The sequence below is a fragment of the Pandoraea captiosa genome, from assembly GCF_902459775.1.
GTDB lineage: Bacteria > Pseudomonadota > Gammaproteobacteria > Burkholderiales > Burkholderiaceae > Pandoraea > Pandoraea captiosa.
The window spans coordinates 161,031-186,914 of sequence record NZ_CABPSQ010000008.1 but is presented as its reverse complement, the minus strand read 5'-3'; the positions used below and the strand labels follow the sequence as shown (position 1 = coordinate 186,914).

At 63.1% G+C, this 25,884-nt stretch carries 17 protein-coding genes; 10 read left to right on the top strand and 7 right to left on the bottom strand.

Annotated features, from left to right (window positions below; translation table 11 throughout):
* Positions 1 to 91: 91 nt before the first annotated feature.
* Positions 92 to 841 carry a 30S ribosomal protein S2 gene (gene rpsB / locus PCA31118_RS19380; protein WP_039398738.1) on the bottom strand — a complete coding sequence of 250 codons (750 nt, stop codon included), beginning with the start codon at positions 839 to 841 and terminating at the stop codon, positions 92 to 94.
* A 479-nt stretch (positions 842 to 1,320) separates the two neighbouring features.
* Here rpsB and map point away from each other — a divergent pair, with 479 nt between their 5' ends.
* The 3 genes from map to PCA31118_RS19365 all read left to right on the top strand — a co-directional run bounded on the left by map (position 1,321) and on the right by PCA31118_RS19365 (position 6,393).
* The gene (gene map, locus PCA31118_RS19375) at positions 1,321 to 2,184 is read left to right on the top strand and encodes a type I methionyl aminopeptidase (protein WP_150626707.1); all 864 of its coding nucleotides are present in this window, start codon (positions 1,321 to 1,323) and stop codon (positions 2,182 to 2,184) included.
* Between the two features lie 70 nt (positions 2,185 to 2,254).
* Complete coding sequence (locus PCA31118_RS19370; protein ID WP_150626706.1) at positions 2,255 to 4,819, top strand: [protein-PII] uridylyltransferase; 2,565 nt, start codon at positions 2,255 to 2,257, stop codon at positions 4,817 to 4,819.
* Complete coding sequence (locus tag PCA31118_RS19365; protein WP_150626705.1) at positions 4,816 to 6,393, top strand: pseudouridine synthase; 1,578 nt, start codon at positions 4,816 to 4,818, stop codon at positions 6,391 to 6,393. Before PCA31118_RS19370 ends, PCA31118_RS19365 begins: the two co-directional genes overlap by 4 nt.
* A gap of 136 nt (positions 6,394 to 6,529) precedes the next feature.
* Here the strand turns inward: PCA31118_RS19365 and def are convergent, their stop codons facing one another.
* The 5 genes from def to PCA31118_RS19340 all read right to left on the bottom strand — a co-directional run bounded on the left by def (position 6,530) and on the right by PCA31118_RS19340 (position 15,610).
* Complete coding sequence (gene def / locus PCA31118_RS19360) at positions 6,530 to 7,063, bottom strand: peptide deformylase (RefSeq protein WP_150626704.1); 534 nt, start codon at positions 7,061 to 7,063, stop codon at positions 6,530 to 6,532.
* Between the two features lie 16 nt (positions 7,064 to 7,079).
* A complete protein-coding gene (gene ligA / locus PCA31118_RS19355; RefSeq protein WP_150626703.1) occupies positions 7,080 to 9,206 on the bottom strand; it encodes an NAD-dependent DNA ligase LigA in 2,127 nt (708 codons plus the stop codon).
* Between the two features lie 173 nt (positions 9,207 to 9,379).
* Positions 9,380 to 10,915 (bottom strand): cell division protein ZipA C-terminal FtsZ-binding domain-containing protein, encoded by a 1,536-nt coding sequence (locus PCA31118_RS19350; RefSeq protein ID WP_246190317.1) that lies wholly within the window; start codon positions 10,913 to 10,915, stop codon positions 9,380 to 9,382.
* A gap of 39 nt (positions 10,916 to 10,954) precedes the next feature.
* Positions 10,955 to 14,470: a chromosome segregation protein SMC gene (gene smc, locus PCA31118_RS19345; protein ID WP_150626702.1), complete on the bottom strand. Its 3,516-nt coding sequence runs from the start codon at positions 14,468 to 14,470 to the stop codon at positions 10,955 to 10,957.
* Positions 14,471 to 14,614: 144 nt separating this feature from the next.
* Entirely contained in the window at positions 14,615 to 15,610 is a 996-nt protein-coding gene (locus PCA31118_RS19340; RefSeq protein WP_150626701.1) for a DMT family transporter, read from the bottom strand.
* A gap of 386 nt (positions 15,611 to 15,996) precedes the next feature.
* Between PCA31118_RS19340 and dapC the strand changes: the two genes are divergently transcribed.
* From dapC to PCA31118_RS19305, 7 genes are all read left to right on the top strand, one after another.
* Entirely contained in the window at positions 15,997 to 17,199 is a 1,203-nt protein-coding gene (gene dapC / locus PCA31118_RS19335) for a succinyldiaminopimelate transaminase (RefSeq protein WP_150626700.1), read from the top strand.
* Positions 17,200 to 17,223: 24 nt separating this feature from the next.
* Complete coding sequence (gene dapD, locus PCA31118_RS19330; RefSeq protein WP_150626699.1) at positions 17,224 to 18,051, top strand: 2,3,4,5-tetrahydropyridine-2,6-dicarboxylate N-succinyltransferase; 828 nt, start codon at positions 17,224 to 17,226, stop codon at positions 18,049 to 18,051.
* A 120-nt stretch (positions 18,052 to 18,171) separates the two neighbouring features.
* Positions 18,172 to 18,519: an ArsC family reductase gene (locus tag PCA31118_RS19325; protein WP_150626698.1), complete on the top strand. Its 348-nt coding sequence runs from the start codon at positions 18,172 to 18,174 to the stop codon at positions 18,517 to 18,519.
* 4 nt (positions 18,520 to 18,523) lie between these two features.
* Positions 18,524 to 19,675, top strand: coding sequence for a succinyl-diaminopimelate desuccinylase (gene dapE / locus PCA31118_RS19320; protein WP_150626697.1), 1,152 nt, complete (start codon positions 18,524 to 18,526; stop codon positions 19,673 to 19,675).
* A 21-nt stretch (positions 19,676 to 19,696) separates the two neighbouring features.
* On the top strand, positions 19,697 to 20,593 hold the full coding sequence (gene prmB / locus PCA31118_RS19315) for a 50S ribosomal protein L3 N(5)-glutamine methyltransferase (protein ID WP_150626696.1): 897 nt from the start codon (positions 19,697 to 19,699) through the stop codon (positions 20,591 to 20,593).
* A gap of 173 nt (positions 20,594 to 20,766) precedes the next feature.
* Entirely contained in the window at positions 20,767 to 22,194 is a 1,428-nt protein-coding gene (gene cls, locus PCA31118_RS19310; protein ID WP_150626695.1) for a cardiolipin synthase, read from the top strand.
* A 179-nt stretch (positions 22,195 to 22,373) separates the two neighbouring features.
* Entirely contained in the window at positions 22,374 to 24,314 is a 1,941-nt protein-coding gene (locus PCA31118_RS19305) for an ATP-binding cassette domain-containing protein (protein ID WP_150626694.1), read from the top strand.
* A 185-nt stretch (positions 24,315 to 24,499) separates the two neighbouring features.
* Here the strand turns inward: PCA31118_RS19305 and radA are convergent, their stop codons facing one another.
* Complete coding sequence (gene radA / locus PCA31118_RS19300) at positions 24,500 to 25,873, bottom strand: DNA repair protein RadA (RefSeq protein WP_150626693.1); 1,374 nt, start codon at positions 25,871 to 25,873, stop codon at positions 24,500 to 24,502.
* Positions 25,874 to 25,884 lie beyond the last annotated feature (11 nt).

Here is a 25,884-nt window from a genome sequence, read left to right as displayed (position 1 = left end):
GCCCCTGGCGCCCGCACACCCCACACGGGGAAATCGGACTAAAAAAAAGGGGCGCCACAAGCAGCCCCTTTTGTTACGCAGCGGTGGCCGCTTACGCCTCTTCGTTCACTTCGACGAACTCGTCGCCTTCGCCGCGAACGGCTTCAACGACTTCCTTGACGGCGTTTGCACGGCCTTCGAGGATCGCGTCGGCAACGCCTTGCACGTACAGCTCGACAGCCTTGCTCGAGTCGTCGTTGCCCGGAATCACGTAATCCACACCTTCCGGCGAGTGGTTCGTATCGACCACTGCGATCACCGGAATGCCCAGCTTGTTGGCTTCCGTGATGGCGATCTTGTGGTAGCCGACGTCGACGACGAAAATGGCGTCGGGCATGCCGCCCATTTCCTTCACGCCACCGATCGACTTTTGCAGCTTGGCCATTTCGCGATCGAACAGCAGCGCTTCCTTCTTGCTCATGCGCTCTTGTTCGCCGGCTTCCAGAGCCTGCTCCATGTCCTTGAGCTTCTTGATCGACGACTTCAGGGTCTTGAAGTTCGTCAGCATGCCACCCAGCCAACGGTTGTTGACGTAAGGCATACCGGCACGTGCTGCGGCTTCCGCAACGATGTCACGCGCTTGACGCTTCGTGCCCACGAACAGGATCGTGCCGCGGTTTGCTGCCAGTTGACGCACATACTTCAGTGCATCCTGGTACATCGGCAACGTCTTTTCGAGGTTGATGATGTGAATCTTGTTGCGATGGCCGAAGATATAGGGGGCCATCTTGGGGTTCCAGAAACGGGTTTGGTGACCAAAGTGGACGCCCGCTTCCAGCATCTGACGCATCGTGACAGACATGTGATTCTCCGTGAGGGTTAGGTCTTAGACCGGCTGCCGTACCCGTTTCGTCAGACTGTCATACAGCTTTGCATGACCCGCCTGCGAAGATCGGACACCCTGGGTGCGCCGGCCCGCGATTTCAAAAATTCCAAGCCGATGACGGACTTGCCGCTCAAGACCACCGAAAATGGCGCCTTTCGGCACCACTTTGGGGCTAAACACCCCAAAACTTCGGCGAATCTCGCAAAAAACCAAGGGGAAACCCTTGACCTTATTGACAACTCGTCCTCGACTTAGCCCGAGATTATAGCATCGGGGTGCGCCGGCACTCAAGCGGCACGTGAACTTGCGATGACAGACCGTGAATGCCCTATCTGCGCGGCCTGCGCGCGTGCGCAGCACCGGTTTCACGCACGTCATCGGATTCACGGCAATTCAGCGTCGGAACGCTCCGAAATCCTCGTCGGACAAGGCCAAAACCCCTCATTGATGCGATAATGCGTCACTATTTACGCAATTTGCCCGACTCCGCAATGGCCATCACCCTCAAGAATGCCCACGACATCGAAATGATGCGCGTTGCTTGCCGCCTGGCAAGCGAGGTGCTTGATTTCATTACGCCGCACGTGCGTGCAGGCGTGACCACCGGGGAACTCGACCGTCTTTGCCACGAGTTCATGGTCAAGGAGCAAGGCACGGTACCAGCGCCGCTCAATTACCAGCCCCCCGGTTACCCTCCCTACCCCAAGGCGACGTGCATCTCCGTGAACGACGTGATTTGCCACGGCATTCCCGGCGACAAAACGCTCAAGAACGGCGACGCGCTCAACATCGATATCACGGTCATCAAGGACGGCTATTTCGGTGACACGAGCCGCATGTTCATCGTGGGCGACGGTACGATTCTCGCGAAGCGCCTGGCGCAGGTAACGTATGAATGCATGTGGCTCGGCATCAACCAGGTTCGCCCGGGCGCGCACCTGGGCGACATCGGTCACGCGATCCAGACGCATGCCGAAGCCCAGGGATACAGCGTTGTGCGCGAATACTGCGGCCACGGCATCGGTCAGGTATTCCACGAAGATCCCCAGATTCTGCATTACGGCCGTCAGGGAACGGGCATTGAGTTACAGGCTGGCATGATCTTCACCATCGAGCCGATGATCAACGCAGGCAAGCGTGAAATTCGCACAATGCCCGACCAGTGGACGGTCAAGACGCGCGATCGCAGCCTGTCGGCCCAATGGGAGCACACGGTGCTGGTGACGGAAACCGGTCACGAGGTGCTCACGCACTCGGCGCTGACGCCGCCGCCGCCGCCCGGTTCGTCGTATGTCACATCGTTTGCCACGGCCGCCTGAATTCGGCACCTAGCCTGCAGGCACCCGGCCGTACCGGCCTGACTCGTCCAACCCTATCCTGGAAACCGCCATGCACGCACGTGCACACGCCCCGTCTCCGCTACGTCAGGCCCTCAAGGACCGCAAGGCCGAACTCGTCGAGCGCTTTACCGCGCATGGCAAGATCGACACCCTTCTGCATGGCCTGTGTCACGCCGTCGACCAGTCCATGAAAGACGCGTGGGCCGAGTGCCGGATGCCGGACGACTTTGCACTGGTGGCGGTAGGTGGGTACGGTCGGGGCGAGTTGTATCCCTATTCGGACGTCGACATCCTGCTGTTGCATCAAAACGCCGACGGCGACGCGCTGACGTCGCACGTCGAGCCCTTCATCGGATTTCTGTGGGATATCGGCCTTGAAATCGGCTCGTCGGTGCGCACCGTCGACGAGTGTATTTCGGAGGCACACGCGGACATCACGGTGCAAACCAGCCTGCTAGAAGCGCGCCTGCTCACGGGAAACGAAGCGCTCTTCCAGGCGTTCCAGCAGCGCTTTTCCGCGGATCTGGACCCGCTCGCCTTTTTCCGCAGCAAGCAACTCGAGATTCGCCAGCGCCACGCGAAGTATCAGGACACCCCCTACAGTCTGGAGCCGAATTGCAAGGAAAGTCCGGGCGGGTTGCGCGACTTGCAGGTCATTCTGTGGATGACCAAGGCCGCAGGTCTTGGCAACAGTTGGGCCGAATTGTCCGCACGCGACCTGCTGACCGATCGAGAACTCAAGGAGTTGCGTCGCAACGAGCAATTCCTGAAGGGTCTGCGCGCGCGATTGCACCTGTTGGCGCGACGTCGTCAGGATGTGCTCGTTTTCGACCTTCAGACGGCACTTGCGCAAAGCCTCGGATTCAACGCCACGACGACCAAGCGCGCGAGCGAACAGCTCATGCGACGTTACTACTGGGCAGCGAAAGCGGTCTCACAGTTGAATACGGTGTTGTTGCTGAATGTCGAAGCACGGCTGTTCCCGCAGACCAGTGGCGTGACGCGCGTCATCAACGAGCGCTTTGTTGAAAAGCAGGGAATGATCGAGATCGTGGACGACGAGCTTTACGAGCGTCACCCGAATGCGATCCTCGAAACGTTCCTGCTGTACGAGCAGGTCGTCGGTGTGAAAGGCCTGTCTGCGCGCACACTCCGCGCGCTGTACAACGCCCGCGAGCTGATGAATGCGCAGTGGCGTTCCGACCCGCAAAACCGTCGCACGTTCCTAGAGATTCTTCAGCAACCGCAGGGCATTACGCATGCGCTGCGTCTGATGAATCAGACAAGTGTACTGGGACGCTATCTGATCAACTTCCGCCGCGTCGTTGGTCAGATGCAGCACGATCTTTACCACGTCTACACCGTCGATCAGCATATTTTGATGGTCGTGCGCAACATCCGCCGCTTTGCCGTGGCCGAACATACGCACGAATATCCGTTTTGCAGCCAGTTGATCGCCAACTTCGACAGGCCATGGGTGCTGACGATCGCCGCGCTTTTCCATGACATCGCGAAAGGACGCGGCGGCGACCACTCGACGCTCGGCATGGTGGACGCGCGCACGTTCTGCGTGCGTCACGGCATCGCAAGAGAGGATACGGAACTGATCGTCTGGCTGGTGGGCGAGCATCTGACGATGAGTACTGTCGCGCAGAAGCAGGACACCACGGACCCGGAGGTCATCCGCCGTTTTGCGGACAAGGTCGAGAACGAGCGACGTCTGACGGCACTGTATCTTCTGACCGTGGCCGACATTCGCGGCACGAGCCCCAAGGTGTGGAACGCCTGGAAGGGCAAGTTGCTCGAGGATCTTTACCGCGTCACGCTGCAAGTGCTCGGAGGCGCCAGCCCGGATCCGCATTCGCAATTGAAAACCCGCAAAGAGGAAGCACTCGGGCTCTTGCGGTTGTACACCGTTCCGGAGCGCGCCCAGGAGGCACTCTGGAACACCCTGGACGTGGCGTATTTCCTGCGCAACGATCCTGCGGACGTTGCCTGGCAGACGCGTCATCTGTGGCGTCATGTCGATAGCGCCTCACCGATCGTCAAGGCGCGTCCCTCGCCGATCGGTGAAGGCTTGCAAGTGCTCGTCTATGTTCGCGATCAGGTCGATTTGTTCGCGCGCATTTGCGGCTACTTCGAGCGCAAGGGGCTGTCGATTCTCGACGCCAAGGTGCACACCACCAGTCAGGGTTTTGCGCTCGACAGCTTTCTGCTGACCGACCCCGGACTGGACACCAGTTATCGAGACATCATCAACCTGGTGGAAAGCGAACTGGTGTCGCTGCTCACGCGCGCGGAACCCCTGGCGGAGCCGAGCAAAGGCCGCCTGCCACGGCGCTCGCGCAGCTTCCCGGTGACACCTCGTGTTGACCTGCGTCCGGACGAGCGTGGCCAGTATTACCTGCTGTCGGTGTCGGCCAACGACCGCACCGGTTTGCTTTACGCGGTCGCACGCGTGCTTGCGCGTCACGGCGTGAGCGTGCGAACCGCCCGCATCAATACCCTCGGCGAACGTGTCGAAGACACGTTCCTGCTCGACGGCAGCCGCTTGCAGGACAACCGCCTGCAAATTGCCGTTGAGACCGAATTACTCGAAGCATTGGAACCATGAGCGATACCCCGCGCGCCAAACTGAGCGCCAAACACCCCCGTACCCTCGACAAGACTCGCGCGCCCGTGCGCTCGGCTGGCGCGCTGCGTCGGCCGACCAAGTCGGTGCCCGCGTCGATGCTCGACGCTAGCGGCGCGAAGAAGAAGCCCTCCGGCAAGCCGGCGCGTCCACGTCCGGCAGATGATGCCGCAACGCCGGGTGGTCCCCGCCGCCCTTCCGGTAGCGGTGCGGCGCCGCGCAAGCCGGTGGGTGGCGGCGCCCCCTACGAGAAGCGGTCGGTGGGAGAGCGCCCACCCGCCCGCGGTCAGCGTGAACGCGTTGCCGGCGCGCGCCCTGCCCGCTTCGATGAAGACCGTCCACGCCGCAATACCGAAGGCGGGGCACGTGGCGATTTCGCGCGTCCCGTGAAGCGTGACTTCGACAACCGCGCACCGCGTCGCTTTGACGAAGACCGTCCACGCCGCAATACCGAAGGCGGGGCACGTGGCGACTTCGCACGCCCCGTAAAGCGCGACTTCGACAACCGCGCTCCGCGTCGCTTTGACGAAGACCGTCCGCGTCGCAATACCGAAGGCGGGGCACGTGGCGATTTCGCGCGTCCTGTGAAGCGCGACTTCGACAACCGCGCTCCGCGTCGCTTTGACGAAGACCGTCCGCGTCGCAATACCGAAGGCGGGGCACGTGGCGATTTCGCGCGTCCGGCAAAGCGAGATTTCGATGACCGTGACAATCAGGCGAAGCGCGCCACCCGCTCGGTTCGCGCACCGCGCGTGGAGCGCGACGATGATGACGACATCAAGATTCATCACGACGCCGCAGGATCCCTTCGCCTGTCCAAGCGCATGTCGGAACTTGGCCTCTGCTCGCGTCGCGAGGCAGACGAATGGATCGCCAAGGGCTGGGTCCGTGTTGACGGCAAGGTCGTGAAGGAACTCGGCACAAAGATTCTGCCGACGCAGGAAATTACCGTCGTCCAGGCCGCGCAAAAGGAACAGGCCAATCGCGTCACCATCTTGCTGCACAAGCCCGTCGGCTATGTTTCCGGGCAAGCAGAAGACGGCTACGACCCCGCCGTCGTGCTCGTCACCAGCGAGCACCATTGGGCCGAAGACGATGCCGGTGTACGTTTTTCACCGTCGCATCTGCGCAGTCTCGCCCCCGCAGGACGCCTCGACATCGATTCGACCGGCCTGCTCGTGCTGACCCAGGACGGTCGCATTGCCAAGCAACTGATTGGCGAAGATTCGGATATCGAGAAGGAGTACCTCGTTCGCGTCTCGTACAACGAGCATACGCAAAACGTGCAAGCTCACTTCCCGGAGGATCGTCTCGCATTGCTTCGCCACGGCCTCGAACTTGACGATCAGCCGCTCAAGCCTGCCCAGGTCGACTGGCAGAACCCGGAGCAACTGCGCTTTGTCCTCAAGGAAGGCAAGAAGCGCCAGATTCGCCGCATGTGCGAACTGGTCGGCTTGCACGTGACCGGCCTCAAGCGCGTGCGCATGGGGCGCATTACGCTTGGCAATCTTCCCGTGGGCGAATGGCGCTACCTGCGTGCGGGCGAAGGCTTCTGATCCCTCCCCCGACTTAAGGCACTGGCGCACAGACGTCCGGCGCCGATGCAACGAGAAAGCCCGCCATTCAGGCGGGCTTTTTTTCATCGAACGGCCAGGCGCCGCATCACGGTCAGCCAAGCTCGGGACAGCACGATCAATCGTCGCTGTTCGGGTCAAGTCCCGGGAACAGGATCTCGGTAAATCCGAACTTGCTGAAATCGGTAATGCGCATCGGATACAACTTGCCGATCAGGTGATCGCACTCATGCTGCACCACGCGCGCGTGGAACCCTTCCGCCACGCGATCGATCGCGTGCCCATGCTGATCGAAACCTTCATAACGCAGCATGGAATAGCGATTGACCACACCGCGAAGTCCGGGCACGGACAGGCAACCCTCCCAGCCCTCCTCCATGTCCTGCGTAAGCGGCGTGATCGTCGGGTTGATGAGCACCGTTTCGGGCACTTCCGGTGCGTCCGGATAGCGCTCGTTGTGCTCGAAACCGAAGATCACCACTTGCAGATCGACACCGATCTGGGGCGCGGCGAGCCCGGCGCCGTTGGCGTGCTTCATGGTCTCGAACATATCGGCGATGAGCTCGTCGAGCTCAGGCGTATTGAATTGTTCGACGGGTTTGGCGATGCGCAGCAAGCGCGGATCGCCCATCTTCAGAATGTCGCGAATCATGGGTTGGGTCCTCACATCAAAGCGCGGCCAACATCGCGCGCATAGCGTCCTCGTCGAGCACCGGCACGCCCAGTGCCTCTGCCTTCGCCAACTTGCTGCCCGCCTCCGCGCCCGCCACGACATAGTCGGTTTTTGCAGAAACGGAGCCGGCAACCTTTGCTCCCTGCGCTTCGAGCATGGCCTTCGCCTCGTCGCGAGACAGTGTCGGCAACGTGCCGGTCAGCACAAACGTTTTGCCCGCCAGCGGCAGCGGCGCTGCAGCGGCAGGCTCGGACTCCGGCCATGTGACACCGGCGGCACGCAGTTGCTCGATCACTTCGACATTATGATCTTCGCAGAAGAAATTGTTGATCGACTCGGCCACAATGGGTCCGACGTCCGGAACCGCAAGCAGTTCCGCCAGATCGGAGTCACGTTTGCACACCCCGATCAGGTTGTCGAGCTTGCCGAAGTGCCGCGCCAGATCCTTCGCCGTCGCTTCGCCCACATGACGAATACCCAGCGCGAAGATAAAGCGTGCGAGCGTCGTATGACGTGCCTTGTCCAGCGCGGCGACGAGATTGGTCGCCGACTTGTCCGCCATCCGGTCGAGTGCCGCCAGCTTCGCTACGCCCAATTTGAACAAATCTGCGGGCGTCCGAATAATCTGCTGATCGACGAGTTGTTCGACCAACTTGTCGCCCAGTCCCTCGATATCGAGCGCACGCCGTTGCGCGAAGTGCAGTAACGCCTGTTTGCGCTGTGCCGCGCAAATCAATCCGCCCGTGCAACGGGCAATCGCCTCGTCCGGCAATTTCTCGATGGCGGACCCGCACACCGGACACGCCGCCGGCATGACGAAAGCCCGGGCATCGGCCGGACGACGATCCAGCACGGACCCGACGACCTCGGGAATCACGTCACCGGCTCGACGCACAATGACGGTATCGCCAATCATCACGTCCTTGCGGCGAATCTCGTCCTCGTTATGCAACGTGGCGTTGGTCACCGTTGCGCCGCCGACAAACACCGGCGCCAGGCGGGCTACCGGGGTGATCGCTCCCGTGCGCCCGACCTGCACCTCGATATCGAGCAGCGTAGTCAACGCTTCTTGCGCCGGAAATTTGTGCGCCAGGGCAAAGCGCGGCGCTCGCGAAACGAAGCCGAGCCGATCCTGCTCGTCGCGACGATTGACCTTGTAGACCACACCGTCGATGTCATAGGGCAGCGATACCCGTGCTTCGCCGACTTCGCGATAGAACTTCAGCAGTCCCGCCGCCCCTTTCACGACTTCGCGTCGGTCGTTCACCGGAATGCCGAGCGTGACATACCAGTCGAGCAACGCCGAATGTGTCTCGGGCATCGGCACGCCAACAAGCTCCCCTACGCCATAGGCGAAGAACGACAGCGGGCGCTTAGCCGTGATCTTGGAGTCGAGCTGTCGCAAGCTCCCCGCCGCCGCATTGCGCGGATTGACGAACACCTTTTCGCCGGCCGCCTCCTGCGCCTGATTCAGCTTGTCGAAGTCGGCGCGGAACATTAACACCTCCCCACGCACCTCCAGCACGTCGGGCGGATTGTCCGACCTGAGCTTCAGCGGAATCTTCTTGATGGTCCGGATGTTGGCCGTAACGTCTTCCCCCGTCGTGCCATCGCCTCGTGTCGCGGCCTGCACCAGTACCCCCTGCTCATAGCGCAACGCGATTGCCAGCCCATCGAACTTCAGCTCGGCAGCGTACTCGACCGGCGCATCCTGGGGTCCGAACAGATCGTCGGACGGCGCGGCGGCGCGCGTCGCATCGCGCAGCCCGTCGGACACGCGGCGATCGAACGCCTCGACATCCTCGTCTTCGAAGCCATTGTTGAGTGAGAGCATCGGCACGCGGTGAACCACAGGCGCGAAACCCTCGACGGGTTTGCCCCCTACGCGCTGCGTCGGCGAGTCCGGACGCTGCAATTCGGGGAAGTCATTTTCCAGCGCGACGAGCTCGCCGAACAGGCGGTCGTATTCGGCATCGGGAATCAGCGGCGCGTCGTCTTCGTAATAGGCGCGATTGTGACGCGCCAGTTCGATGCGCAGCTCTGCGGCGCGTTGTGCAGCGGCCGTAGCGTCGGCCGCCGTATGGGCGTTCGCGCCCTGACCCGGAACGGAAGTTTGGGACATGCGTGCAAGACTCGGGATACGAGAAGTCAGAACATTATGCCTTCGACGTGCGCGTCTGCGCGCCGTCGATAGGCGTAATCAATCGGAACAAAAACGCCGCTCACCCGACGGTGAACGGCGTGCATCGAACGCGGCCGACCCGATACTGCCCGGTGCCGCGCACTGCCTTGAATTTACTGGCTGAACAGGCGACGCGTGACCGGCGAACCGGCGGGCAGGCCCCGTGCCTCAAGGCGTTCGTAAAGCTTGAGCAACTGCTTGTCGACGTTTTGCAATGCAGCATCGGAAAGCGGGCGGCGTTGATCGTCCACCACACGACCACCGATTCGCTGTCCGATCGAACGCGCGTAGTCGCACATCAGACGGAACGGCAAAAGGTCTTCGTCAGCGACCGGCACATCGAGCAGCATGGTGATAAGATCGCCGCCCTTGTACGTCAAATCGTCGCGCAGGAAGTTGGTGTCGCCGAACTGCAGCATGAACACCGGGTTCTGACGCGCATCGAGTTTGACGAAACGCATACCGTCGCGAGAGAGCAGCAGACCGTCTTGCGTGGCAACCGCCTGAACGTAGTTGGCCGACCATGGCGCACCGTCCGACAGCACGTTGACCGACAACTGGGCGTCGCACTGTGCAGCGAAGGCATCGAGCTCGCGACCGCGGGCGACCGTCTCCATCATGTCGGGCAACTCCGGCAAAGCGTCGACGGCATCGGCCAGCGTTTGCACGAGATTCGAAAACTCCGAGAACTCGACTTCGTTGAGCGCACCGGCACGATTGGCCAGTTGCACGGCCATGCGCAGTTGTTGATAACGTCCGCCCGTGCGAATCGGCTCCCAGGACGAGTGTTCATCCAGACGCCCCTCCACGTTCACGGGCTTGCTGCCCGCGCGACGCATACGCACGGTCAGCGGCATCAGCCGCTCCGCTGCCACCATATTGGCCAACGGCATTTCGACGATACAGTCGATACGCTCGTCGATGACCGGCGGCGGGCCGCTCGGCACCGCAGGTCGCGCCGCAGCCACCGGTGGGGTGGCAACTGACTCGACGGCAGCTGCCGAGGCGACCGACGTCGATGCCTGCGCCCCAGCGGCCGGCACACCGTCGGCCTTCGGCGTCGCGCTCTCCAAATCGGGCGCCCCGGCGGCCGCTGCGGCAGCGCCTGCCGTGGCGGCATCCACCGTGTCGTCGGCGGCCAGTTCGGCGTCTACTCGCGCAACGGCGCTTGCCGTTGCGGTGTCCTGCAAATCGCGGGCTTGGTGTGCGTGCTCCTCGCCCGTCTCGTCGCGAGGCGCCGTGGCGACTTCAGCCGCATCGGCGTCGGCGCCTTCGGCTGCCGCCCGCGCGGCGGCTTCCTGAGCCGCGCGCTTGCGCGCTGCCGGCGGCGCATCCCATGCGTCTTCGTTGATTGCAAAGGCGTCCTGTACCGACGTTCCCGACGTGCCCGACGACGCCGGTCCGAGCGTCGGCTCACGACGTTCTCCCGACTGCGCGGGCACGCGCGGCGGCGAAAGCGTAGGTTCGATGAACGGGCGGTCGTCATCGGCGTCGGGCGTGCCGGCGGTCGCGTCGATACCGGCGCCATCGACCGGCATGCGGCGCGGTATGCGCGCGCGTGCCTTGCTGCCCTGCCAGGCGTTATAAGCCACTACTCCCAGCAGTACCACTACCCCTGCGGCAATCAAGCTCAGCTGCAGTTCATTCATGCGCGGCGTTCCTCTCTCTTCTCCATCGTGGGCGCGGGGTCAGGCGATCTCGGCCAGATTGATCGCAGACTCCATGTCCACCGCCACGATCCGCGACACCCCTTGTTCCTGCATGGTGACGCCGATGAGCTGATTGGCCATTTCCATCGCGATTTTGTTGTGCGAAATAAATACGAATTGGGTACGGTCCGACATGCGCGCCACCATCTTGGCGTAACGCTCGGTGTTCGCATCGTCGAGCGGCGCGTCCACCTCGTCGAGCAGACAGAACGGCGCGGGGTTGAGCTGAAACATACCGAACACCAGCGCAATGGCGGTGAGCGCCTTCTCTCCACCAGACAACAAATGAATGGTGGAGTTCTTCTTGCCCGGCGGTTGCGCCATGACCTGCACACCGGCATCGAGAATTTCGTCGCCGGTCATGATGAGCTTCGCCTGTCCGCCGCCGAACAGCATCGGGAACAGTTCGCCGAAATGCTTGTTCACTTCGTCGAACGTGCCCTGGAGCAGTACACGCGTTTCTTCGTCGATCTTGCGGATGGCGCCTTCGAGCGTTTCGATTGCGTCGTTCAGATCGGCGGATTGCGCATCGAGGAAGACCTTGCGCTCGCGCGCCGTCTCCAACTCTTCCAGCGCCGCCATATTGACCGGGCCAAGCGCGTTGATCGCGTTGTTGATGCGGGTCACTTCCCCCTGCAGGTACGACGGCTTCATGTCCGGCGTGAGCTTCTCGCTGAGCGCCGCTTCGTCGACCTCGGCAGCCGTGAGCTGCTCGACGAACTGCTCACGGTTCAGGCGCGCCGCCTGCTCCTTCAACTGCAATTCGGTGATGCGATCGCGCAGCGGCTGCAGGCCGCGCTCTGCGGCCAGACGCTCCTCGTCGCTCTGGCGCAGCTTCTGCGTCAGGGCATCGAGCTCGATACGCGCGGCGCCCAGAATCTCTTCCTTTTCGGCGCGCAATTCGAGCGCATCCTGCAAACCGTTTTCCGCCGTCTGTTCCGTGATCTGCGCCAGTTCGGCCTGCGCCTGCTCGATGGAGACGACCAGACGTTCCGCCTGTTCCAGCGCAGTCTGAATGTTGCGGCGATGCTCGTCGATCCGGTTCGCAATGCCTTTCTGGCCAAACGCCGCTTCTTGCGCCAGACGTTCAAGCTCACGTGCGCGGTTGCGCGCATCGGACAACTGGCTGTCGAGCGATTCAAATTCGAGCTGGCCGTCTTCGAACGTCGCCTGCAACTCGGCCAGACGCGCATCGCTCTGCTCGAAGTTGGCCTCCGATTCGGCGCGCATGGCCAGCTGCTCTTCGATTTGCGCTGCGATTTCACGCAGTTCCTCGTCGATCTGCGTGCTACGAGCGTTGTAGCGCTCGTGGGCTTGCGTGAGCTTGAGCACGTCCATTTGCAACGCATGCACACGTTGCGTGGCGCGCTCGGCACGGCCGCGCACTTCCGTCAGCGACTGTGCGGCCTGGCTGTAGGCCGCTTCGGCACGAACCGCAGCCGACTTGGCCTCGTCCGAGAGCAACGCCTGTGCGCGAAGCTGCTTGCCCAGATTCTCGATTTCCTGCTGGCGGGCGAGCAAACCGGCTTGCTCGGAATCGGCAGCATACAGTTGCACGCCAACGCGCGTGACCTGATGGCCCGCCTTGACGACGATCGACGCGCCTTCGGGCAACTGCGCACGCGCGACCATCGCTTGCGCCAGATCGTCGGCAACGAAGGTCTGACCCAGCCATTCCTGCAATACGGCACGCAGGCCAGGATCGTCAATGCGCAACAACGACAGCAGCGGACGCAGCGAAGGCGGAACTTCCTGTGCACGGGCGGCCGGCGGCGGCGAGTAGAACGCCAGCTTGGCCGGTGGCGCATCGCTCGCAAAGGCCTTGACCCAATCGAGATTGCTGATCTCCAGTGCCGCCAGACGCTCGCGCAGCACGGATTCGAGCGCGTTTTCCCAGCCCGGCTCGATATGCAGCTTTTTCCACAGACGCGGCAATTGGCCCAGCTCGTGCTTGTCGAGCCACGGCTGAACCTTGCCCTCCGTCTGGACACTTTCCTGAAGTTGCTTGAGCGCCGCCAGACGCGCTTCGAGCTGCGCAATGGTCGCCGCTTCGGATTGCACGCGCGCCTGCGCTTCGGCTCGCTCGGCTTCGAGCCGAGGCAAGCGTTCCTGCGCGTCGGCGAGCTCGGCCTGCGCGTCTTCGAGCATGGCCTGATGTTCGGCGAGCTCGGCGCGCTGCATCTCGAGTTCAGCCTCGTCGGGCTTGTCGAGCCCGCGCGCTTCGCCCTGCAGGCGCTCCTGACGCTGCTGCAACTGCTGCAAGGCCTGATCGGCATTGCGTTGATGCGCAGCTTCCAGTTTCAGACTCTGCTCAACCTGAGCGATCTCGCTACGTTGTTCGTTGAGCAGGTTTTGCGCGTCGCGCCACCCGGCTTCGAGCGCGGGCAGCGCCTCGTTCTGCTCGGCCGCCTGATCCTGTGCGGTCGCGGCACGCTCTTCCGCGATGATGAGTTCTTCTTCCGCGAGCGCCAGGGCCTCTTCCGACTGCGCCGAGCGGGCCTGCCACTGCTCGCGTTGCGAGGTCAGCGCTGCCAGTTGCGCCTGCACGCGATTGCGGGACTCGACGACGTAGCGAATCTCCGCTTCGAGACGGCTGACTTCCGAATTCGCCTCGTACATCGCGCTTTGCGCGGCCTGCACGGCGTCGGTCGCAGTGTAGTGCGCCGCGCGCAGCGTTTCGAGATCGGATTCCGAACCGCGCAGACGGGCCATCTGCGCTTCGAGATCGACCTGCGCCGATTCGATCGCGCGTTGCTGGCGTTCCTGTTCGTTCTGCGCCTCGTTCTTGCGAAGCAACCAGAGCAGTTGCTGCTTTTCTTCGCCGTCGCGCTGCAAGTCCTTGAATCGATTGGCAACGACAGCCTGCGACTCCAGTTTTTCGAGGTTCGTGCCGAGTTCACGCAGAATGTCCTCGACGCGTGTCAGGTTTTCACGCGTGTCCTGAAGACGGTTCTCGGTCTCACGACGGCGTTCCTTGTATTTGGAGACGCCGGCGGCTTCTTCGAGAAACACGCGCAACTCTTCCGGCTTCGCCTCGATGATGCGCGAAATCATGCCCTGCCCGATGATGGCGTAGGCACGCGGCCCGAGGCCGGTACCCAGGAAGATGTCCTGAATATCGCGGCGGCGGGCCGGCAGATTATTGATGTAGTAGCTGGAGGTGCCGTCGCGCGTCAACACGCGCTTGACGGCGATTTCGGCGTACTGGCTCCACTGCCCGGCGGCACGCCCGGCGCTGTTGTCGAAGACAAGTTCGACGCTCGCGCGGCTCGCCTGCTTGCGGGCGGTCGATCCGTTGAAGATCACGTCCTGCATCGATTCGCCGCGCAGCTCCGAGGCGCGCGACTCGCCGAGCACCCAGCGCACGGCATCGATGATGTTGGATTTGCCGCACCCGTTCGGGCCGACGATCCCGACCAACTGGCCGGGAACCGCAAAGTTCGTCGGGTCGACGAAGGATTTGAAGCCAGCGAGTTTGATGGAAGTCAGACGCACGGCAGGTTCGCTCTATCGGTCATTGAATGATGGGAAAGACGCAGACGCGCTAGCTGGTCCTGTCGGGCCCGGGCACGCTGGCGTGCGCGGGCCGCTTTTCTTGCAAATTCGGTGTTGCTTACCGCGATGCAACGACGGTACGCATCATACCATCGCATCCCCCGCCGTCGCGGATTTACAACGCCCGGAATCGGGCAAAATTCCGGACAGCACACCTGCGGCGACGATGCACAGCCCGCCTGCGATTTCACGCACTCCCATGCCTTCACTGGCCAGCCACCACGACGAGATCGCGGCAATGACGATCTCGAAAAGCATGATGAGCGCCGCCTGATTGGCCGGCACCCGGGCCAGACCGAATTGCACGATGACGTTGGTCAACGCGATGGTGCAACCCAGCGCAAGCGCCACGGCCGCCGTGGCTGCACTCGACGTCAGCGCCGAGACAGCCGTCTGGCCGGTCACGACACCGCCGTCGAGCGGCAGCACCAGAAACCCGCCGACGACGCAGCCGAGATACAGCGTCCAGCTGCGCATTTCGGCACGAACGTCCGGCAACGCCTGACTGACGCGCCGCAACAGCACGTTATTCATCGCGAACGCGGCGCCGGCGATGGCCCCTGCCCACTCCCCGGGATTGTTCGGCACCGGCCACCCCAATTCGGGTGACCAGAGCATCAGCCCGGCGCCGCCGAGCGCCAGCGCGATCAGGCCCATGCCCCGAAGCCCCACGCGCTCGCCCAGCAGCCAGTGCGCGAACAGCGCGGTCCAAACGGGCGTGAGGTAAAAGAGGAGCAACACGCGCATGACGTGCCCGTGCGTGGTACCCCACACGAACGCCACATTGGTCGTGCCCCCGGCAAACGCAACGCCGACGAGCAGCCAGGACCAGCGCAGGGTGCGGAGCGAGCGGCGATATACGAGCGTGAGCAGCAAAAGGGCTACGCTTGCGGTGCAGATCTGCGCCGGGACCGCGGCTACGCCCCACTGGGCGAGCATCCGATAGGGGAACCAGGCGAGCCCCCAGACGGAAGACCCGATGAGAATGGCCAGGGCGGGCGCGGCCCGCGCGCCAAGGGAAGTGCCGGCACCGGACGCTGTCGTCTGGGGGCCGGGCGCGCCGTTTCCGGCTACGGTCATACTGTTGACTCCTGAAAAACCTGAGATACTCCGCAGACTTGCCCTATTGGCGCCTCGGAATGTGCTGAATTACGCGGCGGGCGCGTTTTGTGGGCGCCGTAACGGTATAATTTTCGCTTTGCCGATCTTGCCATTCTTGAACGCGTCCGGGAACCCCTTCGCGTGATGAAACGAATAAGCACGGGCCTATGTCCGGCTTGCGATTCGTCGAGTATGGTCAAGAACAGGCACGGTGTCGCCGAGCGCGCCGGCGCGTCTCAGATTTCGCCCAGCCGCCCGTCGCGGCCTCGGACGGTCCCGATTTTGTTTGCCGACGTCCCGAATTTGCCTTTGATTTGCCCTTGAACGGCGTCGCGAACCTTAGCCCTGAGTCTGTTTGAATCCAAGTGAACCCATTACTCGACAAGCTCCAGCCCTACCCGTTTGAACGTCTGAAGTCGCTCGTGGCCGACGTCACGCCCGCGAGCGGTTTCAAGGCCATCAGTTTCGGTATCGGTGAGCCCAAGCACCCGACGCCGCAGTTCATCAAGGAAGCCCTGATCGAAGGGCTGGGCGGCCTCTCGAACTACCCCGCGACCGCCGGCGGTGAACCGCTGCGCGCGGCCATCGCCCACTGGCTGGAGCGTCGCTACGCGCTGCCCAACGTGAATCCGGCCACCGAAGTGCTGCCGGTCACCGGGTCGCGCGAAGCCCTGTTCTCATTCGCACAGGCGGTCGTCGACGGCAGCAAGCCGGGCGCGCGCGTGCTCTGCCCGAATCCGTTCTACCAGATCTACGAAGGCGCCACGCTGCTTGCCGGGGCCACTCCGTATTACGCCGACAGCGACCCGGCGCGCAATTTCGCACCGGATTACGACGCCGTGCCGGCCGACGTCTGGCGCGATGTCCAGCTCGTCTACCTTTGCTCGCCCGGCAATCCGACCGGCGCGGTGCTGGGCCTCGCGGACTGGAAACGCCTGTTCGAGCTCTCGGACCAATACGGTTTCGTCATCGCCTCGGACGAGTGCTACTCCGAAATCTACTTCGACGAAGAACATCCGCCGCTGGGTGGGTTGGCTGCGGCGCACCAGTTGGGCCGGGGCTTCGAGCGCCTTGTCGTATTCTCGAGCCTGTCCAAGCGTTCGAACGTGCCGGGCATGCGCTCGGGCTTCGTCGCCGGCGACGCCGCCATCCTCAAGAAATTCCTGCTGTATCGCACGTACCATGGCTGCGCCATGAGCCCGGCCGTTCAGGCAGCGAGCATTGCCGCCTGGAACGACGAGGCTCACGTGCGTCTGAACCGCAGCAAATACCTCAAGAAATTCCAGACGGTCACGCCGATGCTCGCCGAAGTGCTGGACGTGCGTCTGCCCGATGCCGGCTTCTATCTGTGGGCGAGGGTCGACGCCCGAACCGGCCTGTCGGACACGGAATTCACGCGCCGGTTGCTGGCGCAATACAATGTGGCCGTACTGCCCGGATCGTATCTGGGACGAGCGGCACACGGCGCCAACCCGGCCGAGAACTATGTGCGCATCGCGCTCGTCGCCGATGTGGACGAATGCACCGAAGGCGCCCAGCGCATCGTGCAGTTCTGCCAATCCCTTTAATTCCAACTGCAACTGATTCTCGCCATGTCGCAACAACTGCAAACCACCATCGATCAAGCCTGGGAAAACCGCACCGAGATCTCCGCCAAGTCCGCCCCCGCCGAAGTGCGCGAGGCTGTCGCCCACGTCATCGCCGAACTGGACAAGGGTGCGCTGCGCGTCGCCCAGAAGCAGGACGGCCAGTGGATCGTGAACCAGTGGATCAAGAAGGCCGTGCTGCTGTCGTTCCGTCTGGAAGACAACGCCGTGATGCCTGCCGGCGGCTTCAGCCAGTTCTACGACAAGGTGCCGAGCAAGTTCGCCGACTACACGGCCGAAGACTTCGCACGCGGCGGCTTCCGCGTGGTGCCGCCGGCCGTGGCGCGTCGCGGCTCGTTCATCGGCAAGAACGTCGTGCTGATGCCGTCGTACACCAACATCGGTGCTTACGTCGACGAGGGCACGATGGTCGATACGTGGGCCACCGTCGGCTCTTGCGCCCAGATCGGCAAGAACGTCCACCTCTCGGGCGGCGTGGGCATCGGCGGCGTGCTCGAACCGCTGCAGGCCAACCCGGTCATCATCGAAGACAACTGCTTCATCGGCGCGCGCTCGGAAGTTGTGGAAGGCGTGATCGTCGAAGAAAATTCGGTCATCTCGATGGGCGTGTATCTGGGGCAGTCGACCAAGATTTACGACCGTGAGACCGGCGAAGTGCATTACGGTCGTGTGCCGGCCGGTTCGGTCGTCGTGCCGGGCAACCTGCCCTCGAAGGACGGCAAGTACAGCCTTTATTGCGCCGTGATCGTGAAGAAGGTCGACGCGCAAACGCGCGCCAAGACCGCCATCAACGATCTGCTGCGCGGCGAATAAGCCTGCGCCGGCTCGCGAGGCAAGCGCCCCAGCCTGTCAGGCGGCGTGCTTGCCTCGCCTTTTGTTTTGGCTTTGGTTTTAGCTTTAGTTTTGGCAATGGCGACTTCAGGAGTTCAGGCGATGACGGCTGTGCTGTACGGCATTCCCAACTGCGATACCGTGAAGAAGGCACGCACGTGGCTCGACGAGCACGGCGTGGCGTACGACTTTCACGACTTCAAGAAGGCGGGCGTGAACGACGCACTGCTTGGCACGTGGCTCGCTCAGGTGCCGCTCGCCACGCTGCTCAACCGCAAGGGCACGACGTGGCGCAAGCTCACGCCGGAACAGCAAGCTGCCGCCGCCGACGAATCGGTGGCACGCACCCTGATGATCGAAAACCCGTCGCTGATCAAGCGCCCGGTGCTGGTGGCCGACGGCAAGGTTTCCGTGGGCTTCACGCCCGACAGTTACGCTTCACGATTCTGATTTCATGACTTCCTCCCAAGGCGCCACGCTGGCGCTTACCGAGCAACTGATCGCCCGTCACTCGGTGACGCCCGAAGATCGCGACTGCCAGGCGATTCTGGCGCGCCGGCTCACGGCGATCGGCTTCGCGTGCGAGACCATCGCCTCGAACGGCGTGACCAACCTGTGGGCGGTCAAACGCGGCACGCGCGGCACCGACGGCAAGCTGCTCGTCTTTGCAGGCCACACCGACGTGGTGCCGACCGGCCCGGTCGAGCAATGGCATTCCGACCCGTTTGCACCGACGCATCGCGACGGCATGCTCTACGGGCGCGGCGCCGCCGACATGAAGACGTCGCTCGCTGCATTCGTCGTCGCCTCGGAGGAATTCGTTGCCCAACATCCCGATCACGCGGGCGCCATCGGCTTCCTGCTGACCAGCGACGAAGAAGGGCCCGCGACTGACGGTACCGTGAAGGTCGTCGAAGCGCTGCAGGCGCGCGGCGAGCGTCTGGATTACTGCGTGGTCGGCGAACCGACGTCCAGCCAGCGCCTGGGCGACATGGTCAAGAACGGCCGGCGCGGCTCGATGTCCGGCAAGCTCGTCATCAAGGGCGTGCAGGGCCACATCGCCTACCCGCATCTCGCAAAGAACCCCACTCATCTGTTCGCCCCGGCACTCGCCGAACTGACGCAGACGGTATGGGACGACGGTAACGAGTACTTCCCGCCCACCACCTGGCAGATTTCGAACATTCACGCAGGCACAGGCGCGACCAACGTCATTCCGGGTGAACTGACGGTGATGTTCAACTTCCGTTTCTCGACGGCCAGCACCTCCGACGGGCTCCAGCAACGCGTGCATGCGTTGCTTGACCGTCATGGCCTGACCTACACGCTCGACTGGTCGATCAGCGGCCAGCCGTTCCTCACGCCTCGCGGCGACCTGTCGGATGCCCTGTCGAGCGCCATTCGCGAGGAAACCGGGCTGGAAACGGAACTGTCGACCACGGGTGGCACGTCGGACGGTCGGTTCATCGCGCGCATTTGCCCTCAGGTCATCGAGTTCGGTCCGTGTAACGCGAGCATCCACAAGATCGACGAGCATATCGCCGTGGCCGATATCGAGCCGCTCAAAAATGTCTATCGTGGCGTGTTGACACGTCTGGTGGCTTGAGGCGTGAGAAGCAAACCCAACATGACGACTCAGACGACCCACCCTTTCCAGACGTTGCGCGATCTGCTGCGCTACGCCGTGTCGCGCTTCACGCAAGCCGAACTCGCGTTCGGCCATGGCACGGCCACCGCATACGACGAAGCCGCCTATCTGCTGTTGCATACGCTGCATCTGCCCATCGATACGCTCGATCCGTTTCTCGACGCTCGCCTGCTGCCCGACGAAATCGAGCGCGTGATCTCGGTCATCAATCGTCGCGCGGGTGAACGCGTTCCGGCGTCGTACATTACGAACGAAGCGTGGATGCACGGGCATCGCTTTTACGTGGACGAGCGCGTTATCGTCCCGCGCTCATTCGTCGGCGAACTGCTCGAAGACGGATTGCAGCCGTGGGTGAATCATCCAGAGGCCGTTACCGACGTTCTCGAGTTGTGCACGGGTTCGGGTTGCCTGGCGATTCTGGCTGCCGAGACGTTCCCGTCGGCGCAAATCGATGCGGTCGACATCTCGCCGGACGCACTCGCCGTTGCAAAGATCAATGTGGCCGACTACGGCCTCGAAGATCGTCTCGCCCTGCATCTCGGCGATCTGTACGCCCCGCTCCCGTCGGGCAAGCGCTACGAGGTCATCCTCACCAATCCGCCGTACGTCAACGAAGGGTCGATGCAAGTGCTGCCGGCGGAGTATCGTCATGAGCCGCGCCTCGCGCTGGCCGGTGGCGACGACGGCATGGATGTGGTTCGCCGCATCATTTCAGGCGCTCGCGAACATTTGACGGATGATGGCGTGCTCGTGGTGGAGATCGGCAATGAGCGGCCCTTCGTGGAAGCGGCGTTCCCGGATCTGCCGATGACGTGGCTCGCCACGAGCGCGGGCGACGACATGGTGTTTCTCGTGCACGCCGCCGATCTGCCGTAGCGCCTCACGGGCTGACGCCCTCTATCCGACAGCGCGCTTGCAGGGGGCGCACGGGCTCGCACGTTCGAGACGGGGCGAGCCCTCGCCCAGGACCTCGCCTAAATTCACGCACCCCGGTTACACTCGGGTTCCCGAGTCGTCGCGACTCACGGCATGGAGGAAGGTTGTCCGTCATGGTGCTCAATTGGCTCGACGTCGGCTTTGCCGTCGCCTGTATCCACGCACTGGGGATTGCCGCCGCGATCCATGCCGTTCTGACAGTGCGCACCTCGCAAGGCGCCGTGGCGTGGGCAGTGTCGCTCGTGACGATGCCTTATCTCACGCTCATCCCCTACCTGTTTCTCGGACGCTCGAAATTCATTGGCTATGTCGAGGCACGTCGCGCGCGCAACGAGGCGTTGCAGTCGCGCATGGGCGAGACGCAGTGGAGTGGCGAGCCGCCCGTAGCCATGGAGGCCCATCCGGAGTTCGCGGCGCTCACCGCCATGACGGGCATGTCATTCGTGGCAGGCAATCGCGTGCGGTTGCTGGTGAACGGCCGCGCAACGTTCGATGCCATCTTTGCCGCGATCGACCGCGCACGCGATTACGTTCTCGTGCAGTTCTTCATCGTGAAGGACGACGCCCTCGGGCGCGCCCTCGCCGCCCGGTTGCTCGCGCGTGCGGCCACCGGCGTGAAGGTCTATTTCCTTTACGACAGCATCGGCAGTCACGATCTGCCGCGCAGCTATTGCGAGAAGTTGCGTCAGGGTGGCGTGCAGGTGCACGAGTTTGCGGCCAAAAAACGCGGCATCGTCGTCAACCGGTTCCAGCTCAATTTCCGCAATCATCGCAAGATCGTCGTGATCGACGGCAATGAAGCGTTCACAGGCGGGCACAACGTCGGTGTCGAGTATCTGGGCGAAAAGCCGCCGCTGGCCCCCTGGCGCGATACGCATATCTCCGTGCGCGGCCCCGCAGTGGTGGGCATTCAGCGTGCATTCGCCGAAGACTGGCACTGGTGCACGGGCACGGTGCCGGAGCTCAACCGTCAGCCCGCCGCTTCGGGCGAAGATATGCATTGTCAGGTCGTGCCGAGCGGCCCGGCCGACCGGCTGGAAACGTCCTCGCTCTTTTTCGTCACGGCGATCAATGCCGCGCAAAAGCGCGTTTGGCTGACCACGCCGTATTTCGTGCCGGACGAAGCCGTCTTCTCGGCGCTGCGGCTCGCCGTGCTGCGCGGCGTGGACGTGCGCCTGCTGATCCCGGACCGGGCAGACCACTATGTCGTGTTCGAAGCCACCACGTCGTATGCCTATGAGGCGGCACGCAGCGGCATCAACGTGTATCGCTATCACCATGGCTTCATCCATCAGAAGGTCGTGCTGGTCGACGACAGCGCCGCCGCTGTGGGCAGCGCCAATCTCGACAACCGTTCGTTCCGCCTGAACTTCGAAATCATGCTGCTGACGGTCGATCGCGGTTTCGCGGACGATGTCGCCTACATGCTGACCAACGACTTCGAACACGCCACGCTGCTCAACAAGGACGACTTCCGGAAGATTCCGACATGGCGTCAGATCGTGATGCGCGTTTCGCGCCTTTTCGCGCCGATTCTGTAAGCATCGGCCCCTACGGCATCGCATTCGGGCGGCCAGACCGGTAAAATGCCGTTTTGCCGTCCGCGGCGCGTTTTACGCCAGGTCAACCGCAATGCCTTAGCCGTCTGCACCTACGCAGGCGGCGTTTGCGCCCCGCGCCGTACCGGACGAACCGACCTGCTTTACCTTCGGCCTTTTTCGTGATCCGATTCGAACACCTCAGCCTCGCGCGCGGCACCAAGCCGCTTTTCGAGGACACCTCCGTGACGCTCAATCCGGGCGAGCGCGTCGGCCTCGTCGGCGCCAACGGCGCAGGCAAGTCCACCCTCTTCGCGCTGCTGCGCGGACAATTGCACGCCGATGGCGGTGATGTCTTCGTTCCCAGCGGATGGCGCGTTGCGCACGTGATGCAGGAAACCCCGGCGGTCGAGCGCACCGCCCTCGACTACGTGCTTGACGGCGACACGCGCCTGCGTGAAATCGAAGCCACCATCGCTGCCGCCGAGGCCGCGCACGACGGCCACACCCAGGCGGAGGCGCACGCCGCCTTCGCCGACGCCGACGGCTACACGGCGCCCGCACGCGGCGAAGCCCTGCTGCTCGGCCTGGGTTTCACGCTCGCACAAACACAGTTGCCCGTGGCCAGCTTTTCCGGCGGATGGCGCATGCGCCTGAATCTGGCGCAGGCGCTGATGTGCCCGTCCGACCTGCTGCTGCTCGACGAACCGACCAACCACCTCGACCTCGACGCCATCGTCTGGCTCGAAGACTGGCTCAAGCGCTATCAGGGCACGTTGATCGTCATTTCGCACGACCGCGAATTTCTGGACGAAGTCTGTAACGTCACGCTGCACATCGAGAATCAACAGATCAAGCGCTACGGCGGCAACTACAGCCAGTTCGAAATCCTGCGCGGCCAGCAACTGACGCTGCAACAGAGCGCCTTCGAAAAGCAGAAGAAGACGATTGCCCATCTGGAATCGTTCATTACGCGCTTCAAGGCCAAGGCGTCGAAGGCACGTCAGGCGCAAAGCCGCATGAAGGCGCTCGAGAAGATGGAGCGGATCGCGCCCGCGCACGTGGCGTCGCCGTTTACGTTCGAATTCCGCCCGGCCGATAGCGCGCCGAATCCGATGCTCGTGCTCGAAGCGGTGCGTTGCGGCTATCACCTCGACGACGACAGTGAAAAGGTCATCCTGCCGCACGTCATGATGTCGGTGCAGAACGAACAGCGCATCGGCTTGCTCGGTGCGAACGGTCAGGGCAAGTCGACGCTGATCAAGACCCTCGCCGGCACGCTCGCGCCGCTGGCGGGTACGGTCAAGACCGGCAAGGGCCTGCAGATCGGCTACTTCGCGCAGCATCAGGTCGAGACACTGCGCCATGACGACTCGCCGTTGCAGCACTTGCAACGCCTCGCGCCCGATACGCGCGAGCAGGAATTGCGCGACTTTCTCGGCGGCTTCAACTTCCGTGGCGACATGGCGACGGCGTCGATCGCGCCGTTCTCCGGTGGCGAGAAGGCACGTCTGGCGTTGGCGCTCATCATCTGGCAAAAGCCGAACCTGCTGTTGCTGGACGAGCCGACCAACCACCTGGATCTCGAAACACGCCACGCGCTCACGATGGCGCTCGCGCAATTCGATGGCACGCTGATTCTGGTCTCGCACGATCGACATCTGTTGCGCGCCACGACGGACCAGTTCCTGTTGGTCGCGGGTGGCGAAGTCAAGCCGTTCGACGGTGACCTCGACGACTATCGCGACTGGCTGCTGCAACATGCCGCAGATCAGCGCGCGGCGGCTCGCGAAGCGGGCATCGGTAGCGGCGACGGCGCGAGCGCCGAGGATGGCGTCAACCGCAAAGATCAGAAGCGCGCCGAGGCACAGGAGCGCCAGCGTTTGTCGCAATTGCGCAAGCCGATTCAGCGAAAGATCGACAAGCTCGAAGCGTCGATGGGCACGCTCTCGGATCAGAAGGCGAAGCTCGATGCCATTCTGGCCGATAGCAGCACGTACGAGGAGTCGAAGAAGACGCTGCTGACGGATAGCCTCAAGCAGCAGGCGGAGGTCGCCGCCAAGCTCGCGGAGGTCGAAGCCGAATGGCTCGAAGCCCAGGAGGCGCTTGAGCAAATCGTCTGAGGCCCGCTTCCGGGGGCTTCAGGGGCTGAAGGGTGCTTCCGGGCGCTCATGACGACGCATGACGACGCATGACGGCTTATGCCCCCGCTCGGGCACCCAGGTGCTTGAGCGCCGAGCAAACGACAAGCCCGGTCATCCGACCGGGCTTTTCTTTGTCCTCGCCAGTCGCAGCGACACAGGTTCGACTACAACCCCGCGACCACGGAAATCGCTTGCTCAAGGCGGTCGACGGCATGCACCTCCAGTCCGTCGATCGGCTGTTTCGGCGCATTCGCTTTCGGAATGATCGCAATCGAGAAGCCAAGTTTGGCGGCTTCCTTGAGGCGATCCTGACCGCGCGGGCTCGGCCGGATTTCGCCCGCCAGCCCCACCTCACCGAACGCCACGATGCCGCGCGGCAACGGCTTGTTGCGCAGCGACGAGTGAATCGCAAGCAACACCGCCAGATCGGCGGCAGGTTCGGTGATCTTGACACCGCCAACGGCGTTCAGAAACACGTCCTGATCGAAGCAGGCGATGCCCGCATGCCGATGCATCACGGCAAGCAACATCGCCAGGCGATTCTGCTCCAACCCGACGGCAAGGCGCCGCGGGTTCGGCACCTGCGCCGTATCGACCAGCGCCTGCACTTCTACGAGCAGCGGACGTGTGCCCTCTTGCGTGACCAGCACACAGGAACCCGGCACACTTTGCTCGTGCTGCGAGAGAAACAGGGCCGACGGATTGGCCACGCCTCGCAGCCCCTTCTCCGTCATGGCGAACACGCCCAGCTCGTTCACGGCACCGAAGCGGTTCTTGAACGCACGGACGAGACGATACGACGAATGCGTGTCCCCCTCGAAGTACAAGACCGTATCGACGATATGTTCGAGCACGCGCGGCCCGGCGAGGCTGCCCTCCTTCGTCACATGACCGACCATGATGACGGTGACACCGCTTTGCTTGGCCGTGCGCGTCAACTGCGCAGCACACTCGCGTACCTGCGCCACCGATCCGGGGGCCGACGTCAGCGCCTCGGAATAGATCGTCTGAATCGAGTCGATGACCACGACATCCGGTTTCTCCGATTCGATGGCACCGAGAATTTTCTCCAGCTGGATTTCGGCGAGCAGGTCAAGCTCACCGCCGCCTTCCCCCGCCGCGCCAAGCCCGAGCCGCTGCGCGCGCAAGGCAATCTGCGCACCCGACTCTTCGCCACTGACGTACAGCGCTCGCCGCTCACGCGCCAGATGGGCGAGCGACTGAAGCAGCAGCGTCGACTTGCCGATGCCGGGATCGCCACCGATCAGCACCACGCCGCCCGCCACGAGACCACCGCCCAGGACACGATCGAACTCGCTCACACCGCTGGAAAAACGCGGCACGTCGGACGCCTCGATCTCGGCGAGCTTGCGCACCGGGGTACTCTTGGCCAACGCCTGATAGCGATGCCCGGTGGACGTCTCCGCAACAGACTCGACGAGCGTATTCCACCCGTTGCAGTTGGGGCACTGCCCCGCCCATTTGGGCGTCTGCCCCCCACACTCGGTACAGATATAGACGGTCTTGGCTTTAGCCATGCAGCAATTCC

What these genes read in the sequence shown, in the direction of transcription:
- def (WP_150626704.1), bottom strand. Translation starts at nt 7,063, where the DNA reads ATGATTCGCGACATTCTGAAGATGGGCGATCCGCGCTTGCTGCGCATC.
- PCA31118_RS19370 (WP_150626706.1), top strand. Translation starts at nt 2,255, where the DNA reads ATGCACGCACGTGCACACGCCCCGTCTCCGCTACGTCAGGCCCTCAAG.
- ligA (WP_150626703.1), bottom strand. Translation starts at nt 9,206, where the DNA reads ATGTCCCAAACTTCCGTTCCGGGTCAGGGCGCGAACGCCCATACGGCG.
- PCA31118_RS19340 (WP_150626701.1), bottom strand. Translation starts at nt 15,610, where the DNA reads ATGACCGTAGCCGGAAACGGCGCGCCCGGCCCCCAGACGACAGCGTCC.
- map (WP_150626707.1), top strand. Translation starts at nt 1,321, where the DNA reads ATGCGTCACTATTTACGCAATTTGCCCGACTCCGCAATGGCCATCACC.
- radA (WP_150626693.1), bottom strand. Translation starts at nt 25,873, where the DNA reads ATGGCTAAAGCCAAGACCGTCTATATCTGTACCGAGTGTGGGGGGCAG.
- dapD (WP_150626699.1), top strand. Translation starts at nt 17,224, where the DNA reads ATGTCGCAACAACTGCAAACCACCATCGATCAAGCCTGGGAAAACCGC.
- PCA31118_RS19350 (WP_246190317.1), bottom strand. Translation starts at nt 10,915, where the DNA reads ATGAATGAACTGCAGCTGAGCTTGATTGCCGCAGGGGTAGTGGTACTG.
- cls (WP_150626695.1), top strand. Translation starts at nt 20,767, where the DNA reads ATGGTGCTCAATTGGCTCGACGTCGGCTTTGCCGTCGCCTGTATCCAC.
- rpsB (WP_039398738.1), bottom strand. Translation starts at nt 841, where the DNA reads ATGTCTGTCACGATGCGTCAGATGCTGGAAGCGGGCGTCCACTTTGGT.
- prmB (WP_150626696.1), top strand. Translation starts at nt 19,697, where the DNA reads ATGACGACTCAGACGACCCACCCTTTCCAGACGTTGCGCGATCTGCTG.
- PCA31118_RS19325 (WP_150626698.1), top strand. Translation starts at nt 18,172, where the DNA reads ATGACGGCTGTGCTGTACGGCATTCCCAACTGCGATACCGTGAAGAAG.
- PCA31118_RS19365 (WP_150626705.1), top strand. Translation starts at nt 4,816, where the DNA reads ATGAGCGATACCCCGCGCGCCAAACTGAGCGCCAAACACCCCCGTACC.
- dapE (WP_150626697.1), top strand. Translation starts at nt 18,524, where the DNA reads ATGACTTCCTCCCAAGGCGCCACGCTGGCGCTTACCGAGCAACTGATC.